The sequence below is a fragment of the Leifsonia sp. NPDC058248 genome (genome assembly GCF_042881905.1).
In the GTDB taxonomy this organism is placed as follows: Bacteria; Actinomycetota; Actinomycetes; order Actinomycetales; family Microbacteriaceae; genus Leifsonia.
The window spans coordinates 1-19,247 of record NZ_JBHVXB010000009.1; the positions used below are offsets into that span (position 1 = coordinate 1).

Genomic DNA, 19,247 nt, shown 5'->3' on the forward strand with positions numbered 1-19,247 from the left:
CACTCCCCCCAACTCGCCCGCACGCAGTCCGTCGCTCCAACCCGCCACTACACTCCGCCCAAGTCCGGGCTCCAGCGCAGGGCTGTGGAAAACCTCCACGCAGGATGCTGACGCGCGACGATGGAGGGATGCGAAAGCCAAGGCCATTGGGGGCGCCGCTCGCGGCATCAGGATTCACCTACGCGGAGGCTCGCGCAGCGGGCGTCGCGCACGACCGGCTGTATCGACGAGATCTGCAACGCCCGTTCAGGGGCGTGCGCACTGTGGATGCCGACCTCGACGATCATTTGTCACTGTGCCGCGCGTACGGCGCACGTATGGTCGAGGGACAATTCTTCAGCCACGACTCGTCTGCTCTCCTGCATGGACTTCCGATCAGACGCCGACGGCAGCCCGACGCGGTGCACGTGAGCGTGTTCGCACCTCAAAAGCCGCCCCAGATGCGCGGCGTCGTTCCGCACGAGCTTCAGCCGGCCGGCCACCGCATCACTTGGGTCCACGGACTGCCGTGCCTCTCGCCGCAGGACACGTGGGCCCAACTCTCCGCGCGACTCGACCTCGCTTCGCTCGTCGCGATCGGCGATTTCATCGTCGGCGGTGACGAAGCGTATTCAGGAATACCGAGCTCAACCGCAGTCGTCGATCTCGAGCGAGCGGTGCACCGTCACGGTCGTCGGCGGGGCGTACGCGAGCTGCGGCGCGCACTGGAACTTGTGCGCTCGAACTCTCTTTCGCCGCAGGAGTCGCGGTTGCGGGTCGAACTGATCCAGGCCGGCCTGCCCGAGCCTCACCTGAACCACCGCGTCTTCGCTGAAGGGCAGTTCGTCGCGATGGTCGATCTCGCGTACCCGGACCAGCGGGTGGCGATCGAATACCTGGGCGATCACCACCGCACGCAGCGCAAGACGTACGAGGAAGACATGACGCGGCGCGAACGCCTCGCCCACGCCGGCTGGAACACGATCTTCCTCACGTCGGCGGATGTGGCTCCGAGGAGTTCGCGCGCGGTGCTGTACGTGCGCCGCGCTCTCCTGCGATCCACCGCGCCCGCCCGATTCGGCATCGAGTCCTGAGTTGTTGGGTCGAAAAGACGGGATTCGACCCAACAACTCAGGACTCGAGTGCGGGGGCTGGGCGCGGCGCGCGCAGCGCGGCGCTCAGGACTCGGCGAGCTCGCGCGCGCGGGCGAGCGCCGCGTCGGTCGCGCGCGCGAACAGCGCGGCGAGGCCGGCCGACTCGAGCACCGTGACCGCTCGCTCGGTGGTCCCGCCGGGGCTGGTGACGCGGCGGCGGAGCTCGGCCGGGTCCTCACCCGACGAGACGAGCAGTTCGGATGCGCCGAGGAAGGTTCCGTTCACCAGTTGCGCCGCCTGCTCCGGCGTGAAGCCTTTGCCGATCGCCGCGGCGGTGAGCTGCTCGATCAGGTAGAAGACGTAGGCCGGGCCCGAGCCCGAGATCGTGCTCAGAGCATCCAGCTGCGACTCGGGCACCTCGACGACCTCGCCGACGGTCTCGAACAGCGAGCGCACCAGGTTCAGGTCGTCGGGCTCGGCGCGGCTGCCCGGGCTGATCCCGGTGACCGCCTTGCCGACGATGGCCGGCGTGTTGGGCATCGAGCGCACGACCGTCACCGTCTCGGGCAGGAGCGACTCGAACGTGGCCGTGGTGACACCGGCGGCGACGCTCACCACGACAGCTCCGGGCGAGAGGGATGCCGCGATCTCGCGGAGCAGATCGGGAACCATCGCCGGCTTCACGGCGACGAGCACGATCTCGGCTCCGTCCACGGCGGCGCGGTTCGCATCAGGGCGCGATTCGGTGGCGTACGCGGTGACCCCGGGCGTCGAGGCGAGCTCGGCCGCGCGGGCATCCGAGCGGTTGGTGACGCGGATCCCGCCGTCGACAGTGACGCCGGGGGCGACCAGTCCGCTGAGGATCGCGCGGCCCATCGAGCCTGCACCGAGGAGGGCGATCGTCGGCAGCGTGACATTCTTCGTGTCGGTCATGCGGCCATCCTAGGATGAGAGCATGAGTGCATCGGGTGGGACCAGGGCGATCATCGCGGCCTTCGCCGCCAACCTCGGTATCGCGGCCACCAAGTTCATCGCGTGGGCGTTTTCCGGTTCGTCCTCGATGCTCGCCGAAGGCGTCCACTCGCTCGCCGACTCGGGCAATCAGCTGCTGCTCCTGATCGGAGGGCGGCAGGCCAAGAAGAAGGCCGACAGCGAGCATCCGTTCGGCTACGGCCGCGAACGCTACGTGTACGCCTTCGTCGTGTCGATCATCCTGTTCTCCGTCGGCGGCGTCTTCTCCCTCTATGAGGGCGTCGAGAAGCTGACCCACCCGCATCCGCTCGAGAACTGGTGGCTGCCGATCCTCGTGCTCGTGATCGCGATCTGCCTCGAGTCGTTCTCCCTGCGCACCGCCATCCACGAGTCGCGTCCGCACAAGATCGGGATGACGTGGCCGCAGTTCATCCGCCGCGCGAAGGCGCCCGAGCTTCCGGTCGTGCTGCTCGAAGACGTGGCCGCCCTCATCGGTCTGGTGTTCGCGTTCTTCGGCGTCGGGCTGACGGTCATCACGCACAACGGCGTGTGGGATGCCATCGGCACCCTGCTCATCGGCCTGCTGCTGATCGTCGTCGCGATCATCCTGGGCATGGAGACCAAGAGCCTCCTGGTCGGCGAGGGCGCGAGCGAGGTGGATGTCGCAGCGATCGAGCAGGCCATCCTGGCCGGCCCCGAGGTCGAGCGCATCATCCACATGAAGACCCTGTACCTGGGCCCGGACGAGCTCCTCGTCGGCGCGAAGTTGGCCGTCTCGGGCGAGCACCGTCTCGCCGACGTCGCCGCCGCGATCGACACCGTCGAGCGCCGCATCCGCGACGCCGTTCCGGCAGCCCGCGTCATCTACATCGAACCGGATGTCTGGATCGACCCGAACGAGAAGCACCCGGCCACCGACACCATCGTCATCAAGGGTCTGGAGTGACCCGCACCGCCGTCGTGCTGCAGCACGATCCGAGCATCCACCTGGGCAACATCGAGCCCGTCCTGCGCGAGCACGGGTACGACCTGCGCATCGTCGACGTCACGACCGAGGACGTCACGGCGATCGACCCGGATGCCGCCGACCTCGTCGTCGTGCTCGGCGGCGAGATGGGCGCATACCAGACGGACGAGTTCCCCTTTCTGAAGGCCGAGCGCGCCTTCCTGCGCGAGCGCCTCGACGCCGAGCGGCCGACCCTCGGCGTGTGCCTCGGCGCCCAGCTGATGGCCGGCGCCCTCGGCGAGCGCGTCTACAAGGGCGACTCGATGCAGATCGGCTTCCGCCGCGTCGAGCCGACCGAGGCGGGAGCGGCCTCCCCGATCCGGCATTTCGGCGGGGTGCCCGTCGTCGAGTGGCACGGCGACACGTTCGAGCTGCCCGAGCGGGCCACCTTGCTGGCGTCGTCGAGCGACTACTCCAATGAGGCGTTCGCGATCGGCGACTTCGCGCTCGCAGTGCAGTTCCACCCCGAGGTCACCGACGAGATGCACGAGCAGTGGGTGGCCGAGGGCTACAACGAGCTCGACGAGCACGCGCTCGATCCGGATGCTCTGCGAGAGGATCGCGCAGCGTATTCGGCCGGCATGCAGGAGGCCTCCCGCCGCGCCTTCTCGGAGTGGCTGTCTCAGCTGCCGGCGTGACCGGACGGGTACACGGCGGCGACCAATGCTTGCGCCCGCTTCGTGACGGCCGGAACCTCGTCGAGCCCGTCGAACGCCGCCAGGAACGCCTGCTGCATCGCGGCACCGGCCAGTAGCTGGGCGGTCGCGGTGCAGTCGACTTCGACCGGCAGGCGGCCGACCGCCTGCTCGCCTTCCAGGTAGCGCGCGAGCGACAGGATGGGCGTGTGCGGCCCGGTCTGCCGTGCGCGCGTTCCCGCCCGGAGCGCCTCGAGAAGCGGGGGTGCGCTGAACACCGAGGCCGCGATCGGGAAGCTGCGCACGTAGAACCGCATCAGCTGGGCGGTGAGGTCTTCGAGGTTGCTGCGGACGGTCGCCGTGCCCACCAGCGTCTCCGGATCGGAGAACAGCGGCATCTTCTCCGCGAGCACTCGGATGAACAGATCCTGTTTGTCGTCGAAGTACTTGTAGAGGGTCGCCTCCGAGTAGCCGGCCGCGCGCGCGATCTCCTTGGTCGTCGTCGCCGCGAGTCCGCGCTCGTGCATCACGGTGAACGCTGCGTCCAGGATCTTCTCGCGCGCGTTCATCTTCTCTCCTTGACAAGTAAGTGCCCACTAACCCTACAGTGGTGGTTAGTAAGTGCTCACTCACCCACTTGAGAGAAGGCTGCCCATGCGAATCGCCATCATCGGCGCGAGCGGTGGAACCGGGATCCAGGTCGTCGAACGCGCCACCGCCCGCGGCCACGACGTGACCGCCGTCGTCCGCACGCCCGCCAAGCTCGACCGGCTCACGTCCGCCCCCATCGAGATCGCGCAAGCCGATGTCACCGACCGGGCATCGCTGGTCTTCGCCCTCCGAGGGTGCGACGCCGTCGTCTTCTCGGTCGGCCCCGAAAGCGCACGACAGCCGACCTCGCTGCGTGAGCTGGGCATCCGGAACACCATCGAAGCCGCACGCGAGGCCGGCGTCCCTCGCATCCTCGCCGTGAGCGCGAGCGGTATCACGACCGCGGGCGACGACCCCTTCACCCGACTGGTGCTCAAGCCCATCGTGCAGCGGGTGCTGCGCGAGCCGTTCCGCGATCTGCGGGCCGCCGAAGACGTCCTCACCGCGAGTGACGCCGACTGGACCATCGTGCGGCCCCCGCGGCTGACCGACAAGCCGCGAACGGGGCACTACCGCTCGCGCGCGGTGAAGAACGTCACCGGTGGGCTCTCGATCGCGCGCGGCGACCTGGCCGATGCCGTCGTCGACCTCCTCGAAGATCCGCAGAGCATCCGGTCGATCGTGTCGGTGGCGTCATGAGCGGCTGGGAGGTCGCGCGGCTCGTGCTGCTGATCACGCACTTCGTCGGGCTGGCCGCAGTCATCGGCCCCTTCATCTTCCAGCTGCGCGCGAAAGGGGCGATCTCGTTCACGACGATGCTGGTGGGCTCCATCGTGCAGGTGGTGAGCGGCGGGCTCCTCATCGGCGCCCGCCGATTCGAAGGCCTGCCCGTCGACGACCTCAAGATGCTCGTCAAGCTGCTCGTCGCGATCGTGGTGCTCGTCGTCGTCGTGCTCGGGATGCTGCGCCGGCGTCGCGGCGCCGGCGCACGTCCCTACCTGCTCACGGCCGGCTGGCTGGCCATCGCGAACGTCGTCGTCGCCGTCGTCTGGACCTGAGCCTCACCGCCCTCCCGACACTCGACACGGTCGAGTCCTGACTTGATGGGTCTTTGCGCACGATTTCGACCCATCACGTCAGGACTCGATGACGGGGACCAGCTCAGCGCTTGGCGCGGAAGAAGTCGAGCAGCAGCTCGGCGCAGTCCTCGGCCAGCACGCCCGCGTAGACCTCCACCCGGTGGTTCAGGCGCTGGTCGCGCAGCACGTCGTACACGGATCCGGCCGCCCCCGCCTTCTCGTCCCACGCCCCGAAGACGACCCGCGGAACCCGGGCGGCCAGCACCGCCCCCGCGCACATGACGCACGGTTCGAGCGTGACGACGAGCGTGCATCCTTCGAGGTGCCAATCGTTGCGCGACGCCGCCGCCTCGCGCAGCGCGAGCACCTCCGCGTGGGCGGTCGGGTCGTGGCGGACCTCCCGCTCATTGCGTCCCGTCCCGATCACGGCGCCGGTCTGGTCGAGCACCAGCGCCGCCACCGGCACGTCCCCCGTGCCGAACGCGAGTCGTGCGTCGGCGATGGCGCGGCGCATCCACTCGTCGTACTCGGCGGGTACGGGCAAACTCACGTCGGGCTCCAGACAAGATGTTGGGTACCCTTGAGCCTATGCGCGTTCACGTTGCCGACCACCCTCTCATCACCCACAAGCTGACGGTGCTGCGCAACAAAGAGACCCCGTCTCCTGTGTTCCGCGCCCTGACGGAGGAGCTGGTGACGCTGCTCGCCTACGAGGCGACCCGCAACGTGCGCGTCGAGCCCGTCGAGATCGAGACCCCCGTCACCACGACCACCGGCGTGACGTTGAGCAAGCCGCGGCCGCTGGTCGTCCCCATCCTGCGCGCCGGGCTCGGGATGCTCGAAGGGATGGTGCGCCTCATGCCCACGGCCGAGGTCGGCTTCCTGGGGATGGTCCGCAACGAGGAGACCCTCGAGCCGACGACGTACGCCGAACGGCTTCCCGAAGACCTCTCCGACCGCCAGTGCTTCGTGCTCGACCCGATGCTCGCCACCGGCGGTTCACTGGGCACGGCCATCGAGTTCCTCTTCAAGCGCGGCGCCGTCGACGTCACCGCCATCTGCATCCTCGCCGCTCCCGAAGGCATCGCCGCCCTCGAGAAGGCCACCGAGGGCCGCGATGTCACGATCGTCCTCGGCGCACTCGACGAGCGACTCAACGAGAACGGCTACATCGTGCCCGGACTCGGCGACGCGGGCGACCGCCTCTACGGCACGGTCTGACTCCAGAGCATCCGGATGCCCGGCCCGGCGCCCGCCGACCGGCACCGTTTCGCTGAATGCGCGCTCGAAACATTACGTAATGATTTGACACGGCGCGTCACTGTTCGGTTAACTTGCGACCATGACTGACAACTCGCGTACCCTGACCTCCTTCGAGGCCCCTGGGGATGCCGGCATGATGATGCCCGGCCGCGACTCGGTCATGTGTTGCCGAATGTGTCGCTGATCTGACGACCCTTCGCCGAGCCTGCCGGCCCCCGACCCACTGAGTCGGGCGAGACCACTGGCTCCCCGGATGCGCCACACTCACGCATCCGCACACTGGCCGTTCTGAGGCCCGACACAATTCGCGAATCCTCGCATCCCGTCACCACTCTTCTGGCACCGGACCATCCGGGGCACACGGGAACGCCGACATCGGCGGCAGCGGATTCCACGCATCATCACAAAGGACTTCATCCCATGTCTCTGGCAACCGTCGACACCGCTTTCGCCCCCAGCCGTCACCTCGCCGCCGCTCCGGCGCCGGCCGCACCCGTCGCTGCGCCGGTCCCCGCCGCCGCTCCAGCGCCGGCCACTCAGATCCGCGCTGTGCCGAACGGCACCGAAGCCCGCGGTTTCGTGCTCTACGTCGGAATCGACGAGGCGAAGGCCGCCGCCGCCGGCACCGACCTCGGCCGCATCGTGGAGGCGCTGAAGCGCCTCACCGCCGAGATCGCACCCGCGGCCGAGACGTATGCGGCTGTCGCCCTGGCTCCCGAGGGGGCCGGCGGACGCGACGTGGACGTCGTCCGCCTCGCGTTGCAGGACCCCGCCGCGATCGCCAAGCACCGTCACTCGGGTGCGGTCGACGAGGACGAGGACCGCGCCTCCGGCGGCGTCGTCGTCGACATCTCGCGCAAGCGCCTCATTCTCGACAACCAGACCGCCGCCCTCACCTACAAGGAGTTCGAACTGCTGCAGTACCTCGTGCTGCGCGAGGGCCGAACCATCGAGCGCGCCGAGCTGATCACGTCGCTGTGGGGAGCGGCCGACGACGAGGCGCCGAACGAGCGCACCATCGACGTGCACGTGCGGCGCCTGCGCGCCAAGCTCGGCCGCTACGAGGACATCGTGCGCACGGTTCGCGGCGTCGGCTACCGCTTCGACCGCCACGCCGACGTCTCCATCCGTCACGCGAGCGCCCCCTCCCCCGACCTCTTCTAAGCCGTTGAGGGGTGCCTGACGCAGCCGAGACATCGTGTTTCGGCTGCGTTCGACACCCCTCGACGGTCGGATCAGGCGCTGCGCTGGTAGGCGCGGAAGGCGCTCGTCGCCAGCGCTGCCATCACCACGGTGAGTGCCGCCAGCAGGCCGACGTGGACCCAGAGGGTCGCCCAGTCGGGGTTCGGGCTGAGCGCCTGCCGCCCGACGATCACCGCCCACTCGAACGGGTTGTAGGCGGCCACGTTCTGCACCCACTCGGGAGACAGCTTCGTGTTCATGATCGCCGAGCTCAGGAACATCAGCGGAAGCGTGATGATCTGCGAGATCCCGATCAGAGCGGTCTGATCCCGGGCGAGCAGCGCGACCGCGTTCGACAGCGAGCAGAACACCGCAGTGAGCAGCACGACCGCGAGCAGCAGCAGCAGGATGCCCACCAGGCCGCCCTCGAACCTCGCTCCCGCCCAGTAGGCGATCCCGACCACGACCAGGGACTGGCCGATCGCGAGGAGCGACTGGTATACGAGCGTCGAGACGATGAGCGCCGCGCGATTCGTCGGCGAGGTGAGGAACCGGTCCATCACGCCGCGCTGCATGTCCTGGATGTACACCGTCCCCGACCATGCGCTGCCGAACAGCGCCATCATCATCACGATCCCGGGCGTGAGGAACTCCAGGTAGCTCTGGCCGTTCCCGAACCCGGGGATCTCGATCACCGCCTTGAACAGCTGCCCGAAGAGCAGCAGCCAGATGATCGGCTGGATAAGGTTCATCACCAGGAACGCCGGCATGCGCCAGGCGGCGCGCAGCTGCCGTGCGGTGAGGATCGCCGTGTGGGTGAGGAAGGTCGGCGCAGAGGTCGTGCGGGCGATCGTGCCCGAAGCGATGGCGGTCATGATGCGTTCTCCAATGCGACGTTCTCCTGGGCTTTCGTGAGGGTGCGGCCGGTGTGCCGCAGGTACACGTCGTCGAGGCTGGGCCGGGCGACGGTGGCCGAGGCGACCGCGACGCCGGCGGTCTCCAGGGCGGCGAGGGCGAGCGGCAGTGTCGACGCTCCGTTGTCGGCGCGGGCGCGCAGGGTGCGGCCGTCACCGCCGACCTCGTGCAGAGCATCCACTCGCTGAAGGGCGGCGAGCGCGACGAACGGGTCGCTGTCACCCGTGAGCTCGACGATCACGGCGTCGCCGCGCAGATCGTTCTTGAGCTCCTCCGGTGTGCCGCCGGCGACGACGGTGCCGTGGTCGACGATCGCCAGTCGTTTGGCGAGGCGGTCGGCCTCCTCGAGGTAGTGCGTGGTCAGCAGCACGGTCATGTTCTCGTGCCGCGTCATCCGCTCGATCTCGGCCCAGAGCTCGGCGCGCGCCTCGGGGTCGAGCCCGGTGGTGGGCTCGTCGAGGAACAGCGCTTCGGGCCGGTGCATCAGCCCGATCGCCACATCGAGTTTGCGCGCCATGCCGCCGGAGTACGTCTTGACCTGACGTTTCGCGTGCTCGGTGAGCCCGAACCGATCGAGCAGATCGGATGCACGTGCGTGCGCATCGCGTGCCGTCAGCCCTTGCAGCCGCCCGGCGAGCACGAGGTTCTCGACCCCGGTGTCCATCGGGTCGGCCACGGACTTCTGGGCGACGAAGCCGATCGCACGGCGCACACGGGCCGGATGCCGGGCCACGTCGATCCCGGCCACGAGCGCTCGGCCCGAGTCGGCCCGGGCGAGGGTGGAGAGGATCTTGATGGTGGTGGACTTGCCGGCGCCGTTGGGCCCGAGCAGCCCGAAGACGGTTCCGGTCTCAGCCGCGAAGCTGAGGCCGTCGAGGGCGCGGACGCTCGGCTTGCCCCGGCCCGTCCGGTAGGTCTTGACGAGGTCGTCCGCAACGAGCGCGGACGGGAATTCAGTAGCCACGGTGGCTCCCTTTCTGGTGGAAAGCCGTCCGTGCGGAGCCGCGCAGTACCATGTGTATGGACCCTCGGTGACTGTTGACGCAGGTTCCTCACGGAACGACTGGGGTTTGGATGGCCGGAGAGTTGCCGCTCTCCGGCCATCACTTCTGTTCGGTTCTGTTCGGTGCATCAGCTCAGCAGGTCGGCCACCTCCTGCCCGAAGTCGCCGGCCGACACCCGTCTCTGAATGTCGGCCATGCTGAGTCCTTGGCCGAGGAGCTCGTGCAGCCCCTCCCACATCTCGATTCCGCCGATCGCCCGGTCGAGGATGCGCTCGGCGAGTCCCACGATGTACGCGCGCTCGGCGGTGAGCATCGCCTGCTTGTAGTGGAACTCGACCATGAAGAGCTCCGGCACGTCGGCGGCCTCGCCCTCGAGCATCCGCTCGCGTTCGGCGATCTCGGCGTCGAGCAGCACGACGCGCTTCTGCAGCAGCTCGACGGCTGCCGCGGGCGGAAGCATCGCGAGGAGCGACAGCCCGGTCTCGACCGCCGGGTATTCCTTCACCGGCTTCTCGATGAGCTCGCGGAGCCAGTCGTCGGCTTCGCGACGGCCCGCGTCGGTGATCTCGTAGACGATGCGCTCGGGCCGGTTGCCTTCGCGCTCGGTCTGGGCGACGGCGATGAGACCGTGCTTCTCGAGGGACTTGATGACGGCGTAGAGGGAGCCGAAGTTGAGGCGGATGCTGTCTTCTTTGCCGCGCTCGCGCATGGAGCTGGTCATCTCGTACGGATACATCGGGCGTTCCCACAGGCACGAGAGCACCGCGAGCGCGAGCGGATTCGCCACCGCTCGCTTGGCCGGATTCGCTAGGGCCATCTCATCACCTCCTCGAATACTTCACTCAGAGTATTCTGTTTCGAGTAGTGCGTCAAGAGCGGCTCGCTCAGGGGCCGAGAGCGGCTCGCTCAGAGTGATAGGCGGTTGCTGACAGGCACAAAGAAAACTCGCAGCAAAAATAACGAACAGGTAACTAGCGGCCGTTACCTCTTCGTTATATAGTTCAAGAGCGTTAGTTGTTTGCTGTGGCAGCCAACGCGGAATGTGATTGCAGGACACTCTTGGTGCAAGGGAGAGGGCCGGCCGCTAGCCTCTGCGGCCGGCCCTCAAACTCTTAAGCGCCGGGTGCCGTCACCGCCCTCCCCGCGCCTCCGCTCCCGCGCTCCTCAGGCGCCCGCCGCCGCCGCGCGCGCATCCGCCGCCCACCGCATCCGCATCCGCTCTGCAATCGAGTCCGGACTTGTTGGGTCGAACGCGGCCGTTTCGACCCAGCAAGTCCGGACTCGACAGCGGGGCGCACACGGGGGCGCACACGGGCGCGCATACGGGCGCGAGCCCAGCGCTCGTTGCGGCGCTCCGTGTCTGCACCGATGCCGGTGTCGCCCGATAGTGGGATGATGCGAATGCATCGAGAATCACCTACCCGAGGAGGCCCCGGATGCGCACCCAAGAGCGTGTGAAAGCACGAGTCAACGCCGTCTCCGCCTGGGAGTCGCTGTTCCGCGCCCAGGTCGCGGTCATGCGCACCCTCGCCGCCGAGTTCCCGACCCGTGACATCTCGTTCAACGAGTACGACGTCCTGTTCAACCTGTCGCGCCAGCCCGACCGCGAGCTGCGCCTCCGCGACCTCAACAAGCACGTCCTGCTCACGCAACCCAGCGTCAGCCGCCTCGTCGATCGGCTCACCGCGCGCGGTCTGCTGTCCAAATGCCCTGAGCCGTCGGATGCTCGCGGAACGGTCATCCGGCTCACCGACGCGGGGTACGACATGTTCCGGCGAGTGGCCGTCGAGCACATGAAGACCATCACCGAGAGGGTCGGCGGCAAGCTCAGCCAGGACGAGCTCGCGCAGCTCGCCGGGCTCTGCGACAAGCTCCGCGACGGAGCCTGAACGTCGTCCGTCCACAGGCGCCGATCATCCCCAAGCTGACCGTGGCCGAGGCTTGCAGCCAATTTCGCCGCGTATCATGACGCCATGAATTCTTCGAGACGCAGAGGCTGGGCCTGGGCCCCGGCGCTCATCGGATTCGTCGCTCTGAGCACAGTGGCCGGAGTGCTCGCCGCCGCGGCGGTGACGCCGGCGGTCGCTCTGACCGGATCGGCTGCCGACTCCACGATCGGAGTCTTCGACGGCCTCCCCGAATACATCAAGGTCGAACCGCTCGCGCAGGCGTCGACGATGTACGCGAACTCGAACGGCAAGCCGGTGCCGATCGCCACGTTCTACTCGCAGAACCGCGTCGAGGTCGGGTGGGACGACATCTCCCAGAATCTCAAAGACGCCGCCGTCGCCACCGAAGACCCGCGCTTCTACGAGCACGGAGGCGTCGACGTGACCGGCACCCTCCGCGGCGCCGTGCTCACCGCACTCCACAAAGACGTGCAGGGCGGCTCGTCCATCACGCAGCAGTACGTCAAGAACATCCTGGTGCAGCGCTGCGAGAACAAGCAGCCCGACGTCACCGCCACGGCCGCGGTGCAGAAGAAGCAGCTCGCCATCTACGAGGCCTGTTACAACGACGCCACCAAGGTCGACCCGGTGCGCAAGCTCAAAGAGATGCGCTACGCGATCGGGCTCGAGAAGCAGTACACCAAGAACCAGATCCTGCAGAGCTACCTGAACATCGCACTGTTCGGCGGACGCGTCTACGGAGTGCAATCCGCGGCCCAGTACTACTTCGGCGTCTCTGCGAAAGCTCTCAGTCTTCCGCAGGCGGCGACACTCATCGCCATCCTGAACAATCCGGACAACCTCCGCATCGACCGGCCGGCCGACAAGGCCAACGGCGCGGCCAACGGCTACAAGGCCACGCTCGAGCGTCGCAACTACGTGATCGACCGGATGCTCGCCAACGGCAAGATCACCTCCGCTGAGCGCGATGCGGCCGTCGCCACCAAGGTCGTCCCCAAGATCTCCACCATGCAGAACGGCTGCATGAGCGCGCAGAAGTACAACGCAGCGTTCTTCTGCGACTTCGTCGAGCGCACCATCGAGCAGAACGCGATCTTCGGCAAGACGGCGGACGACCGAACGAGCTTCCTCAACCGCGGCGGGCTCAAGATCTACACCACGCTCAACCTGGGCCTGCAGACGGTGGCGCAGCGAACGCTGAGCTCCTACATCCCGGCCCAAGACCCGAACCTCGACCTCGGTGGCTCCAACGTGTCCGTCGAGGTCGGGACCGGGCGCGTGATCACGATGGTGCAGAACAAGCCGTACGACAACACCGCCGCTCCGGCGCCGGGGACGACCGCGGTCAACTACAACACCGACTACTCCTACGGCGGCTCCGAGGGATTCCAGACCGGTTCGTCGTACAAGGCGTTCGACCTGCTCCAGTGGCTGCAGGAGGGGCACTCCCTCTACGAGTCCGTCGACGGGACGAAGCACCTCTTCCCGCAGACGATGTTCCATGAAAGCGCGCCGTGCGCCGATATCGGCGGTCTGCCCTGGCCGGTGGCCAATGACGAGGGCGAGACGGTCTCGCGCACCACGGTGATGAACGCGACGGCGGCGTCGATCAACTCGATCTTCGCCATGATGGCGACCAAGATCGACCTCTGCGGCATCAAGCAACGCGCCCAAGACCTCCTGGTGCACGGCGCCGACGAGCAGGCCAACCCGTACCGTGCCAACCCGTCATCGGTGCTCGGCACCAACTACATCGCACCGCTGACCATGGCCACGGCATACGCGGGCATCGCGAATCACGGAGTGGCCTGCAGCGCGATCGCGATCGACAAGATCGTGAACGCCGATGGCGCCGCCCACGCGGTGCCCAAGAGCGTCTGCTCGAGAACTCCGATCAACCCGGGGGTGGCAGCCGCGGCGATCTTCGCCCTCCAGGGCGTCCTGCAGGGTGGAGGGACGGCGTCGTCCGCGAACCCGGGCGACGGCATCCCGATCTTCGGCAAGACGGGAACGACCGACGACTCCCTCGAGAACTGGCTCGTGACCTCGACCACCAAGGTCGCTCAGGCCACCTGGGTCGGCAACATCTCCGGTGCTGTGCCGCTGCGCAGCCAGAGCTTCCAGGGCATCGGCGGCGGCGACGTCAAGTTCTCCATCGTCAAGCCGATCGCGACGGCGCTCAACGCGGTCTACGGCGGCGGCGCCTTCCCGAGCCCGGGCGGCCAGTACATCACTCGCCCGACGCCGCCCAAGGCGCCGACTCCGGCCAAGCCGACCAAGCCGGTCGCACCGACCCCGCCCGGCAACAAGGGCCCGAAGCCGCCCGGCCGCGGCTAGGTCCCGCGCACGATCCCTCGCCTATTGTTGTCGTGTGGGACGCACACCTGATCCGAATCGCAAACCCGAGCTGCTCGGCCGCATCATGGATCATGTGGCGACGGAGCCGCTGTCCCGGATGACGTTCCGCAGTCTCGCGAGCGCGCTCGGTGTGAGCACCTATTCGTTCGTGTACCACTTCGGGTCCCGCCAGGAGATGATCGACGCCATCCTCGAAGAGGGCGTGCGGCAGCAGCGCGACACGCTCGCGGGCGTCGACGTCACCGCGTTCGACACCGCGCAGTTCACCACGTGGTACCGGGAGGCGTTCCGCACCTCACTGAGCGACGCCAACCGCACCGGCCTGCGCCTGCAGTTCGAGGCGGGAGCGCTCGAGCCGATCGACCCCGACATCGGCAAGCGGATCACCATGTCGTTCACCGGCTGGTACGAGCTGGTCGACACCTGGCTGCGCAGCCGTGGCATCGCCGCGGAACGGGCGCATGTGCTCGCGACCTGGATGTGCGACACCGTGGTCGGACTGCATTTCGGCTACCTGCTCACCGAAGACCACCGCAAGACCACCGAGGCGTTCGACCTGTTCGTCGACGCGTTCGTGCGGGAGGCGTTCGGCGAGTAAGGGTCGCGACGGCGGTCGCGACAGCGGTCGTCAGCCGCGCTCCACCACGGCCTTCACGCCGTTGAGCATCTCGACCCAGTTGGCGCGCGAATGCTCGGCCGCCTCCTTGGTGGGGTTGTTGTCCTGATCGAGAGTGATGTGCGTGCCCTGAGACGTCTCATCCAGCTCGAAGCGGAGCGTGTGGTAGTTCTCGGGCACATCCGGCTGACCGCTCAGCGGGCTGAAATGCGTCAGGACGATCCGCACCGGCTCCTCCAGCTCGATGACCACCCCGTGGTCTTCGAAGGCTTTGCCCTCCCACTCGCCGCGCCACACGATCCGGCTCCCGATCCTCCAGTCGGAGACGACTTCGGCGCCGAACAGGATCTCCGGATGCGAGCCGTTCGTGGTGAGAACGCGCCAGACCGCCGCCCGGGGAGCCCGCACATCCGTCTCGGCCCTCGCCACATAGCTGCTCATGGTCGTTCCTCCCCGCTCGTCCCGCGCGCCCATCACACCACCGCGTCCGTGTTCAGGCAAGCCCTGGGCGGGCATCCGGGCTCGGAGTGAGCGCGACAGCTCCACGTGGCAGCGCCACAGCGGGGCATACGGCTCAGCTGTTGCGAGCCAGCACCAGCGCCTGCCACGGCGCCAGCGAACCGTCGGCGGAGCGCGTCGCGTCGTCCAGGTTGCCGAGCAGGAACTCCGCGCCGGTCCACTCGGATACCCCGGGCAGGTCGTAGTGCGCGGGCTCTCCGGTGAGGTTCACCAGCACCAGCAGCTGTCGGTCGCCGAGCGTGCGCGTGTACGCGAAGAGCTGCGGATGCTCGCGCAGCACCAGCTCGAACGTGCCGTCGGCCACCACCGGCTCACGATGGCGCAGGTCGATCAGCGCGCGGTAGTAGGCGAACACCGACGTCGGATCGTCGAGCTCCGCCGCCGCATTGATCTGCGTGAAGTTCGGGTTCGGTGCGATCCACGGGGTCCCGGTGCTGAAGCCGGCGTTGGGACCCGCCGTCCACTGCATGGGCGTCCGGGCGTTGTCGCGACCGGTGCGGCGCAGCGCCGCGAGCACGTCGCCGGGGGCCGCGCCGAGCGAGCCCACCGCTTCGGCGTAGTAGTTCAGCGACTCGATGTCGCGGAAGTCGTCGATCCCCTGGAACGGCACGTTGGTCATCCCGAGCTCTTCGCCCTGGTACACGTACGGCGTGCCGCGCTGAAGATGCAGCACCGTGCCGAGCGCCGTGGCGGACTCGCGGCGGTAGTGGCGGTCGTCGCCGAATCGGCTGACAACCCTCGGCTGGTCGTGGTTGTTCCAGTAGAGGCTGTTCCAGCCGGCCGCCGCCAAGCCCTCCTGCCAGCGGCCGAACGACTCCTTCAGGTCGAGCACGGTCGCATTGCGATGATCCCATTTGCCGCCGGGGCCGTGGTCGAGGTCGACGTGCTCGAACTGGAACACCATGTCGAGCTCACTGCGGGCCTGGTCCGTGAACAGCTTGGCCTCGTCGATCGTGACGCCGGGCATCTCGCCGACCGTGAGGTAGCGATCGTCACGGCCGGCGAACACGCGCTCGTGCATCTCATGCAGGAACTCGTGGATGCGCGGGCCCTGGCCGTAGAACGGGTAGCCGTCGCCGAACAGCCGGCCGGGCGCCACGACGCCGTCGGGCAGTTCGGGGACCTTCGAGATGAGGTTGATGACATCCATCCGGAAGCCGTCGACCCCGCGGTCGAGCCACCAGTTCATCATCTCGTAGACCGCATCCCGCACCTCGGGGTTCTCCCAGTTGAGGTCGGGCTGCTTGCGCGAGAACAGGTGCAGGTAGTATTCACCGCTGGCCGGGTCGAGCTGCCAGGCCGAGCCCGAGAAGAACGACGCCCAGTTGTTCGGCTCGGCGCTGTGCTCGCCAGGGGTCGTACCCTCGCGCGGGGGCCGCCACCAGTACCAGTCGCGTTTGGGGCTGTCGGGGCTGCTCGCCGACTCGACGAACCACGGATGCTCGTCCGATGTGTGGTTGACGACGAGATCCATCACCAGCTTGATGCCGCGCTCGTGCAGGCCGGCCAGCAGTTCGTCGAAGTCGTCGGAGGTGCCGAACAGGGGGTCGATCTCCTGGTAGTCGCTGATGTCGTAGCCGTTGTCGTCGTGCGGGCTCGCATAGATGGGCGACAGCCACAGCACGTCGACGCCGAGCGCGACCAGGTGGTCGAGATGGTCGATGATGCCGCGCAGGTCGCCGACGCCGTCTCCGGTCGAGTCGGCGAAGCTGCGCGGATAGATCTGGTAGACGACGGCCGAGTGCCACCATTTCTCGCTCATCCGTTCACCCTACCGGCGCCGGCTTTCGTCCCCGGGGTCGTGTCGGGCGACAGGCCGGTAGCCTGAGGACATGCTCACGCCGCCCACGACACCGAAGCAGCCGACCGAACGCATCCACCACGATGACGTCTACATCGACGAATACGAGTGGCTGCGCGAGAAGGACGATCCGGCGGTCGTCGCGCACCTGCACGAGGAGAACGCGTACACGAACGCCCGCACCGACCATCTGTCGCTCCTGCGCGAGCAGATCTTCGAGGAGATCAAGGACCGCACCCGCGAGACCGACCTGAGCGTGCCGACCCGCGAAGGCGACTGGTGGTATTACACCCGCACCGTGGAGGGCAAGCAGTACGGCATCCACTGCCGCGCGCCGATCGGCGGCCCCGACGACTGGGAGCCGCCCGCCCTCGCCGAGGACGCGCAGCACAAAGGCCTCCCCGGCGAGCAGATCCTGCTCGACGACAATGTCGAAGCCGAGGGGCACGACTTCTACTCGCTCGGCAGCTTCGACGTCAGCGCCGACGGGACCCGGATGCTCTGGGCCGTCGACATCGAGGGCGACGAGCGGTACACGATCCGCATCCGGTCGCTCGTCGACGACGGCGTGACGTTCCCCGACGAGATCGCCGGCACCTCAGCCGGGGCGCTGTTCGACCAGACCGGCGACTACGTCTTCTACACGACCGTCGACGATGCCTGGCGACCCGACACCGTGTGGCGGCATCCGGTCGGTGAGCCGCCGGCGACCGACCCGGACGCGGCGCCGGCCGACACGAAGGTGTTCCACGAGCCCGACGAGCACTATTTCATCGGCGTCGGTCTCACCCGCAGCCGTCGTTTCCTCGTGGTCGAGGCGGGCTCCAACATCACCAGCGAGACCTGGCTGCTGCGCTCCGACGACCCGACCGGCGAGTTCACCGTCGTGTGGCCGCGCCGCGACGGCGTCGAATACGACGTGGAGCACGCGGTGGTCGGCGGCCGCGATCGCCTGCTCATCGTGCACAACCAGGACGCGGTCAACTTCGAGCTGGTGAGCGTGTCGGCCGAGGATCCCCAAGGGCCGCGGCGCACGCTGCTTCCCCACAACCCGCAGGTGCGGCTCGAGAGCGTCGACGCGTTCCGCGACTTCGTGGCCGTCGAGTACCGGCGTGAGGGCCTGACCCGGTTGGCGGTCGCGTGCGTGCCGGAGGAGACCGGTTCGGACGACGACACCCTCCACGAGCTGCACTTCGACGAGGAGCTCTTCACCGTCGGCCTCGGCGGCAACCCCGAGTGGACCCAGCCGACCCTGCGAATGGGCTACGGCAGCTTCGTCACGCCCTCGACGGTATACGACTACGACGTGCGAACACGCGAGCTCCGGATGCTCAAGCAGCAGGCCGTGCTCGGCGAGTTCGATCCCGCACTGTTCGCGCAGAAGAGGGAGTGGGCGACGGCGAAGGACGGCACGCGCATCCCGATCTCGCTCGTGTACCGCCGCGATCTGGTCACGCCGGGCGAGCCCGCCCCGCTGGTGCTCTACGGCTACGGTTCGTACGAGGCGAGCATGGACCCGTCGTTCGGCATCCCGCGGCTCAGCCTGCTCGACCGCGGCATCGTGTTCGCGATCGCCCACGTGCGCGGAGGCGGCGAGCTCGGACGCCTCTGGTATGAGCACGGCAAGAAGCTGCACAAGAAGAACACGTTCACCGATTTCGTGGACAGTGCGCGACACCTCATCGACACCGGCTGGACCGCTCCGGACCGCCTGGCAGCACAGGGCGGGAGCGCCGGCGGTCTGCTGATGGGCGCGGTGGCGAACCTGGCCCCGCGATACTTCTCGGGGATCCTCGCGGAGGTGCCGTTCGTCGACCCGCTGACGAGCATCCTGGACCCGTCGCTGCCGCTGACGGTGATCGAGTGGGACGAGTGGGGCGACCCGCTGCACGACCCCGAGGTGTACGCGTACATGAAGTCGTATTCGCCGCTCGAGAACGTGCACGAGACGCACTATCCGCACATCCTGGCCGTGACCAGCCTGAACGACACCCGCGTGCTCTACGTGGAGCCGGCGAAGTGGGTGGCGAAGCTGCGCGAGGTGGGGGCGGATGCTCTGCTCAAGATCGAGATGGCGGCCGGCCACGGCGGCGTCTCCGGCCGGTACTCGGCCTGGCGCGAGCGTGCGTTCTCGTACGCGTGGCTCATCGACGCCGTCGGCGCGCACCCCACCGGCGAATAGCGCACCCCGCGCTCGCCCCGCCCCGCCTCCCCGCCGCCCCCGCCCCGCCCCGCCCGTCGTCGAGTCCTGAAAATAAGGGGGGGAAATTGGGGGTAAGACACCCACAAAAAAGACAACAAATAGGGGGGCCCCCCCGCGGGC

Annotated in this window: 19 protein-coding genes; 11 read left to right on the forward strand and 8 right to left on the reverse strand. The window is 68.0% G+C overall.

The window, feature by feature from the left end; translation table 11 throughout:
• The first annotated feature begins 104 nt into the window (after positions 1-104).
• Positions 105-1,073 carry a hypothetical protein gene (locus ACFVV5_RS14750; RefSeq protein WP_387245529.1) on the forward strand — a complete coding sequence of 323 codons (969 nt, stop codon included), beginning with the start codon at positions 105-107 and terminating at the stop codon, positions 1,071-1,073.
• Positions 1,074-1,157: 84 nt separating this feature from the next.
• On the opposite strand, the gene proC is transcribed toward ACFVV5_RS14750, so the two are convergent.
• Complete coding sequence (proC, locus tag ACFVV5_RS14755; protein WP_387245532.1) at positions 1,158-2,006, reverse strand: pyrroline-5-carboxylate reductase; 849 nt, start codon at positions 2,004-2,006, stop codon at positions 1,158-1,160.
• 22 nt (positions 2,007-2,028) lie between these two features.
• On the opposite strand from proC, the gene ACFVV5_RS14760 reads away from it, so the two are divergent.
• On the forward strand, positions 2,029-2,991 hold the full coding sequence (locus tag ACFVV5_RS14760; RefSeq protein WP_387245535.1) for a cation diffusion facilitator family transporter: 963 nt from the start codon (positions 2,029-2,031) through the stop codon (positions 2,989-2,991).
• Positions 2,988-3,689 carry a glutamine amidotransferase gene (locus ACFVV5_RS14765; RefSeq protein ID WP_387245538.1) on the forward strand — a complete coding sequence of 234 codons (702 nt, stop codon included), beginning with the start codon at positions 2,988-2,990 and terminating at the stop codon, positions 3,687-3,689. Before ACFVV5_RS14760 ends, ACFVV5_RS14765 begins: the two co-directional genes overlap by 4 nt.
• On the opposite strand, the gene ACFVV5_RS14770 is transcribed toward ACFVV5_RS14765, so the two are convergent.
• Positions 3,674-4,255: a TetR/AcrR family transcriptional regulator gene (locus tag ACFVV5_RS14770; RefSeq protein ID WP_387245541.1), complete on the reverse strand. Its 582-nt coding sequence runs from the start codon at positions 4,253-4,255 to the stop codon at positions 3,674-3,676. The genes ACFVV5_RS14765 and ACFVV5_RS14770 overlap by 16 nt on opposite strands.
• Before the next feature lie 85 nt (positions 4,256-4,340).
• On the opposite strand from ACFVV5_RS14770, the gene ACFVV5_RS14775 reads away from it, so the two are divergent.
• Both ACFVV5_RS14775 and ACFVV5_RS14780 read left to right on the forward strand, forming a co-directional pair.
• Complete coding sequence (locus tag ACFVV5_RS14775) at positions 4,341-4,976, forward strand: NAD(P)-dependent oxidoreductase (RefSeq protein WP_387245544.1); 636 nt, start codon at positions 4,341-4,343, stop codon at positions 4,974-4,976.
• Positions 4,973-5,335, forward strand: coding sequence for a hypothetical protein (locus ACFVV5_RS14780; RefSeq protein WP_387245547.1), 363 nt, complete (start codon positions 4,973-4,975; stop codon positions 5,333-5,335). The genes ACFVV5_RS14775 and ACFVV5_RS14780 overlap by 4 nt, the downstream gene beginning before the upstream one ends.
• Positions 5,336-5,438: 103 nt before the next feature.
• Here ACFVV5_RS14780 and tadA read toward each other — a convergent pair whose 3' ends face one another.
• Positions 5,439-5,906, reverse strand: a complete 468-nt coding sequence (gene tadA, locus ACFVV5_RS14785) for a tRNA adenosine(34) deaminase TadA (protein ID WP_387245549.1) — start codon at positions 5,904-5,906, stop codon at positions 5,439-5,441.
• Positions 5,907-5,944: 38 nt separating this feature from the next.
• Between tadA and upp the strand changes: the two genes are divergently transcribed.
• Both upp and ACFVV5_RS14795 read left to right on the forward strand, forming a co-directional pair.
• Entirely contained in the window at positions 5,945-6,577 is a 633-nt protein-coding gene (gene upp, locus ACFVV5_RS14790) for a uracil phosphoribosyltransferase (protein ID WP_387245552.1), read from the forward strand.
• Between the two features lie 462 nt (positions 6,578-7,039).
• Positions 7,040-7,783 carry a winged helix-turn-helix domain-containing protein gene (locus ACFVV5_RS14795; RefSeq protein WP_387245555.1) on the forward strand — a complete coding sequence of 248 codons (744 nt, stop codon included), beginning with the start codon at positions 7,040-7,042 and terminating at the stop codon, positions 7,781-7,783.
• 71 nt (positions 7,784-7,854) lie between these two features.
• Here the strand turns inward: ACFVV5_RS14795 and ACFVV5_RS14800 are convergent, their stop codons facing one another.
• The 3 genes from ACFVV5_RS14800 to ACFVV5_RS14810 form a co-directional block, all read right to left on the reverse strand.
• On the reverse strand, positions 7,855-8,676 hold the full coding sequence (locus ACFVV5_RS14800) for an ABC transporter permease (protein WP_387245558.1): 822 nt from the start codon (positions 8,674-8,676) through the stop codon (positions 7,855-7,857).
• Positions 8,673-9,680 carry an ATP-binding cassette domain-containing protein gene (locus ACFVV5_RS14805; RefSeq protein ID WP_387245561.1) on the reverse strand — a complete coding sequence of 336 codons (1,008 nt, stop codon included), beginning with the start codon at positions 9,678-9,680 and terminating at the stop codon, positions 8,673-8,675. Before ACFVV5_RS14805 ends, ACFVV5_RS14800 begins: the two co-directional genes overlap by 4 nt.
• A 167-nt stretch (positions 9,681-9,847) precedes the next feature.
• Positions 9,848-10,537, reverse strand: a complete 690-nt coding sequence (locus ACFVV5_RS14810) for a PadR family transcriptional regulator (RefSeq protein ID WP_387245564.1) — start codon at positions 10,535-10,537, stop codon at positions 9,848-9,850.
• Positions 10,538-11,156: 619 nt separating this feature from the next.
• Between ACFVV5_RS14810 and ACFVV5_RS14815 the strand changes: the two genes are divergently transcribed.
• The 3 genes from ACFVV5_RS14815 to ACFVV5_RS14825 all read left to right on the forward strand — a co-directional run bounded on the left by ACFVV5_RS14815 (position 11,157) and on the right by ACFVV5_RS14825 (position 14,586).
• A complete protein-coding gene (locus ACFVV5_RS14815; protein WP_387245567.1) occupies positions 11,157-11,609 on the forward strand; it encodes a MarR family winged helix-turn-helix transcriptional regulator in 453 nt (150 codons plus the stop codon).
• A gap of 84 nt (positions 11,610-11,693) precedes the next feature.
• On the forward strand, positions 11,694-13,967 hold the full coding sequence (locus ACFVV5_RS14820; protein WP_387245570.1) for a transglycosylase domain-containing protein: 2,274 nt from the start codon (positions 11,694-11,696) through the stop codon (positions 13,965-13,967).
• A 34-nt stretch (positions 13,968-14,001) separates the two neighbouring features.
• Positions 14,002-14,586, forward strand: a complete 585-nt coding sequence (locus tag ACFVV5_RS14825; protein WP_387245573.1) for a TetR/AcrR family transcriptional regulator — start codon at positions 14,002-14,004, stop codon at positions 14,584-14,586.
• Positions 14,587-14,616: 30 nt separating this feature from the next.
• Here ACFVV5_RS14825 and ACFVV5_RS14830 read toward each other — a convergent pair whose 3' ends face one another.
• Together ACFVV5_RS14830 and ACFVV5_RS14835 are read right to left on the reverse strand one after the other, a co-directional pair.
• Positions 14,617-15,045 (reverse strand): SRPBCC family protein, encoded by a 429-nt coding sequence (locus tag ACFVV5_RS14830; RefSeq protein ID WP_387245576.1) that lies wholly within the window; start codon positions 15,043-15,045, stop codon positions 14,617-14,619.
• 133 nt (positions 15,046-15,178) lie between these two features.
• Positions 15,179-16,885, reverse strand: coding sequence for an alpha-glucosidase (locus ACFVV5_RS14835; RefSeq protein WP_387245579.1), 1,707 nt, complete (start codon positions 16,883-16,885; stop codon positions 15,179-15,181).
• 70 nt (positions 16,886-16,955) lie between these two features.
• On the opposite strand from ACFVV5_RS14835, the gene ACFVV5_RS14840 reads away from it, so the two are divergent.
• Positions 16,956-19,106, forward strand: a complete 2,151-nt coding sequence (locus ACFVV5_RS14840; protein ID WP_387245582.1) for a S9 family peptidase — start codon at positions 16,956-16,958, stop codon at positions 19,104-19,106.
• The last annotated feature ends 141 nt before the right edge of the window (positions 19,107-19,247 follow it).

Coding starts and splice junctions, on each gene's coding strand:
- ACFVV5_RS14780 (WP_387245547.1), top strand. CDS start 4,973: ATGAGCGGCTGGGAGGTCGCGCGGCTCGTGCTGCTGATCACGCACTTC.
- ACFVV5_RS14800 (WP_387245558.1), bottom strand. CDS start 8,676: ATGACCGCCATCGCTTCGGGCACGATCGCCCGCACGACCTCTGCGCCG.
- ACFVV5_RS14795 (WP_387245555.1), top strand. CDS start 7,040: ATGTCTCTGGCAACCGTCGACACCGCTTTCGCCCCCAGCCGTCACCTC.
- ACFVV5_RS14840 (WP_387245582.1), top strand. CDS start 16,956: ATGCTCACGCCGCCCACGACACCGAAGCAGCCGACCGAACGCATCCAC.
- ACFVV5_RS14810 (WP_387245564.1), bottom strand. CDS start 10,537: ATGGCCCTAGCGAATCCGGCCAAGCGAGCGGTGGCGAATCCGCTCGCG.
- ACFVV5_RS14835 (WP_387245579.1), bottom strand. CDS start 16,885: ATGAGCGAGAAATGGTGGCACTCGGCCGTCGTCTACCAGATCTATCCG.
- ACFVV5_RS14750 (WP_387245529.1), top strand. CDS start 105: ATGCTGACGCGCGACGATGGAGGGATGCGAAAGCCAAGGCCATTGGGG.
- ACFVV5_RS14760 (WP_387245535.1), top strand. CDS start 2,029: ATGAGTGCATCGGGTGGGACCAGGGCGATCATCGCGGCCTTCGCCGCC.
- ACFVV5_RS14770 (WP_387245541.1), bottom strand. CDS start 4,255: ATGAACGCGCGCGAGAAGATCCTGGACGCAGCGTTCACCGTGATGCAC.
- ACFVV5_RS14815 (WP_387245567.1), top strand. CDS start 11,157: ATGCGCACCCAAGAGCGTGTGAAAGCACGAGTCAACGCCGTCTCCGCC.
- ACFVV5_RS14830 (WP_387245576.1), bottom strand. CDS start 15,045: ATGAGCAGCTATGTGGCGAGGGCCGAGACGGATGTGCGGGCTCCCCGG.
- upp (WP_387245552.1), top strand. CDS start 5,945: ATGCGCGTTCACGTTGCCGACCACCCTCTCATCACCCACAAGCTGACG.
- proC (WP_387245532.1), bottom strand. CDS start 2,006: ATGACCGACACGAAGAATGTCACGCTGCCGACGATCGCCCTCCTCGGT.
- ACFVV5_RS14820 (WP_387245570.1), top strand. CDS start 11,694: ATGAATTCTTCGAGACGCAGAGGCTGGGCCTGGGCCCCGGCGCTCATC.
- ACFVV5_RS14775 (WP_387245544.1), top strand. CDS start 4,341: ATGCGAATCGCCATCATCGGCGCGAGCGGTGGAACCGGGATCCAGGTC.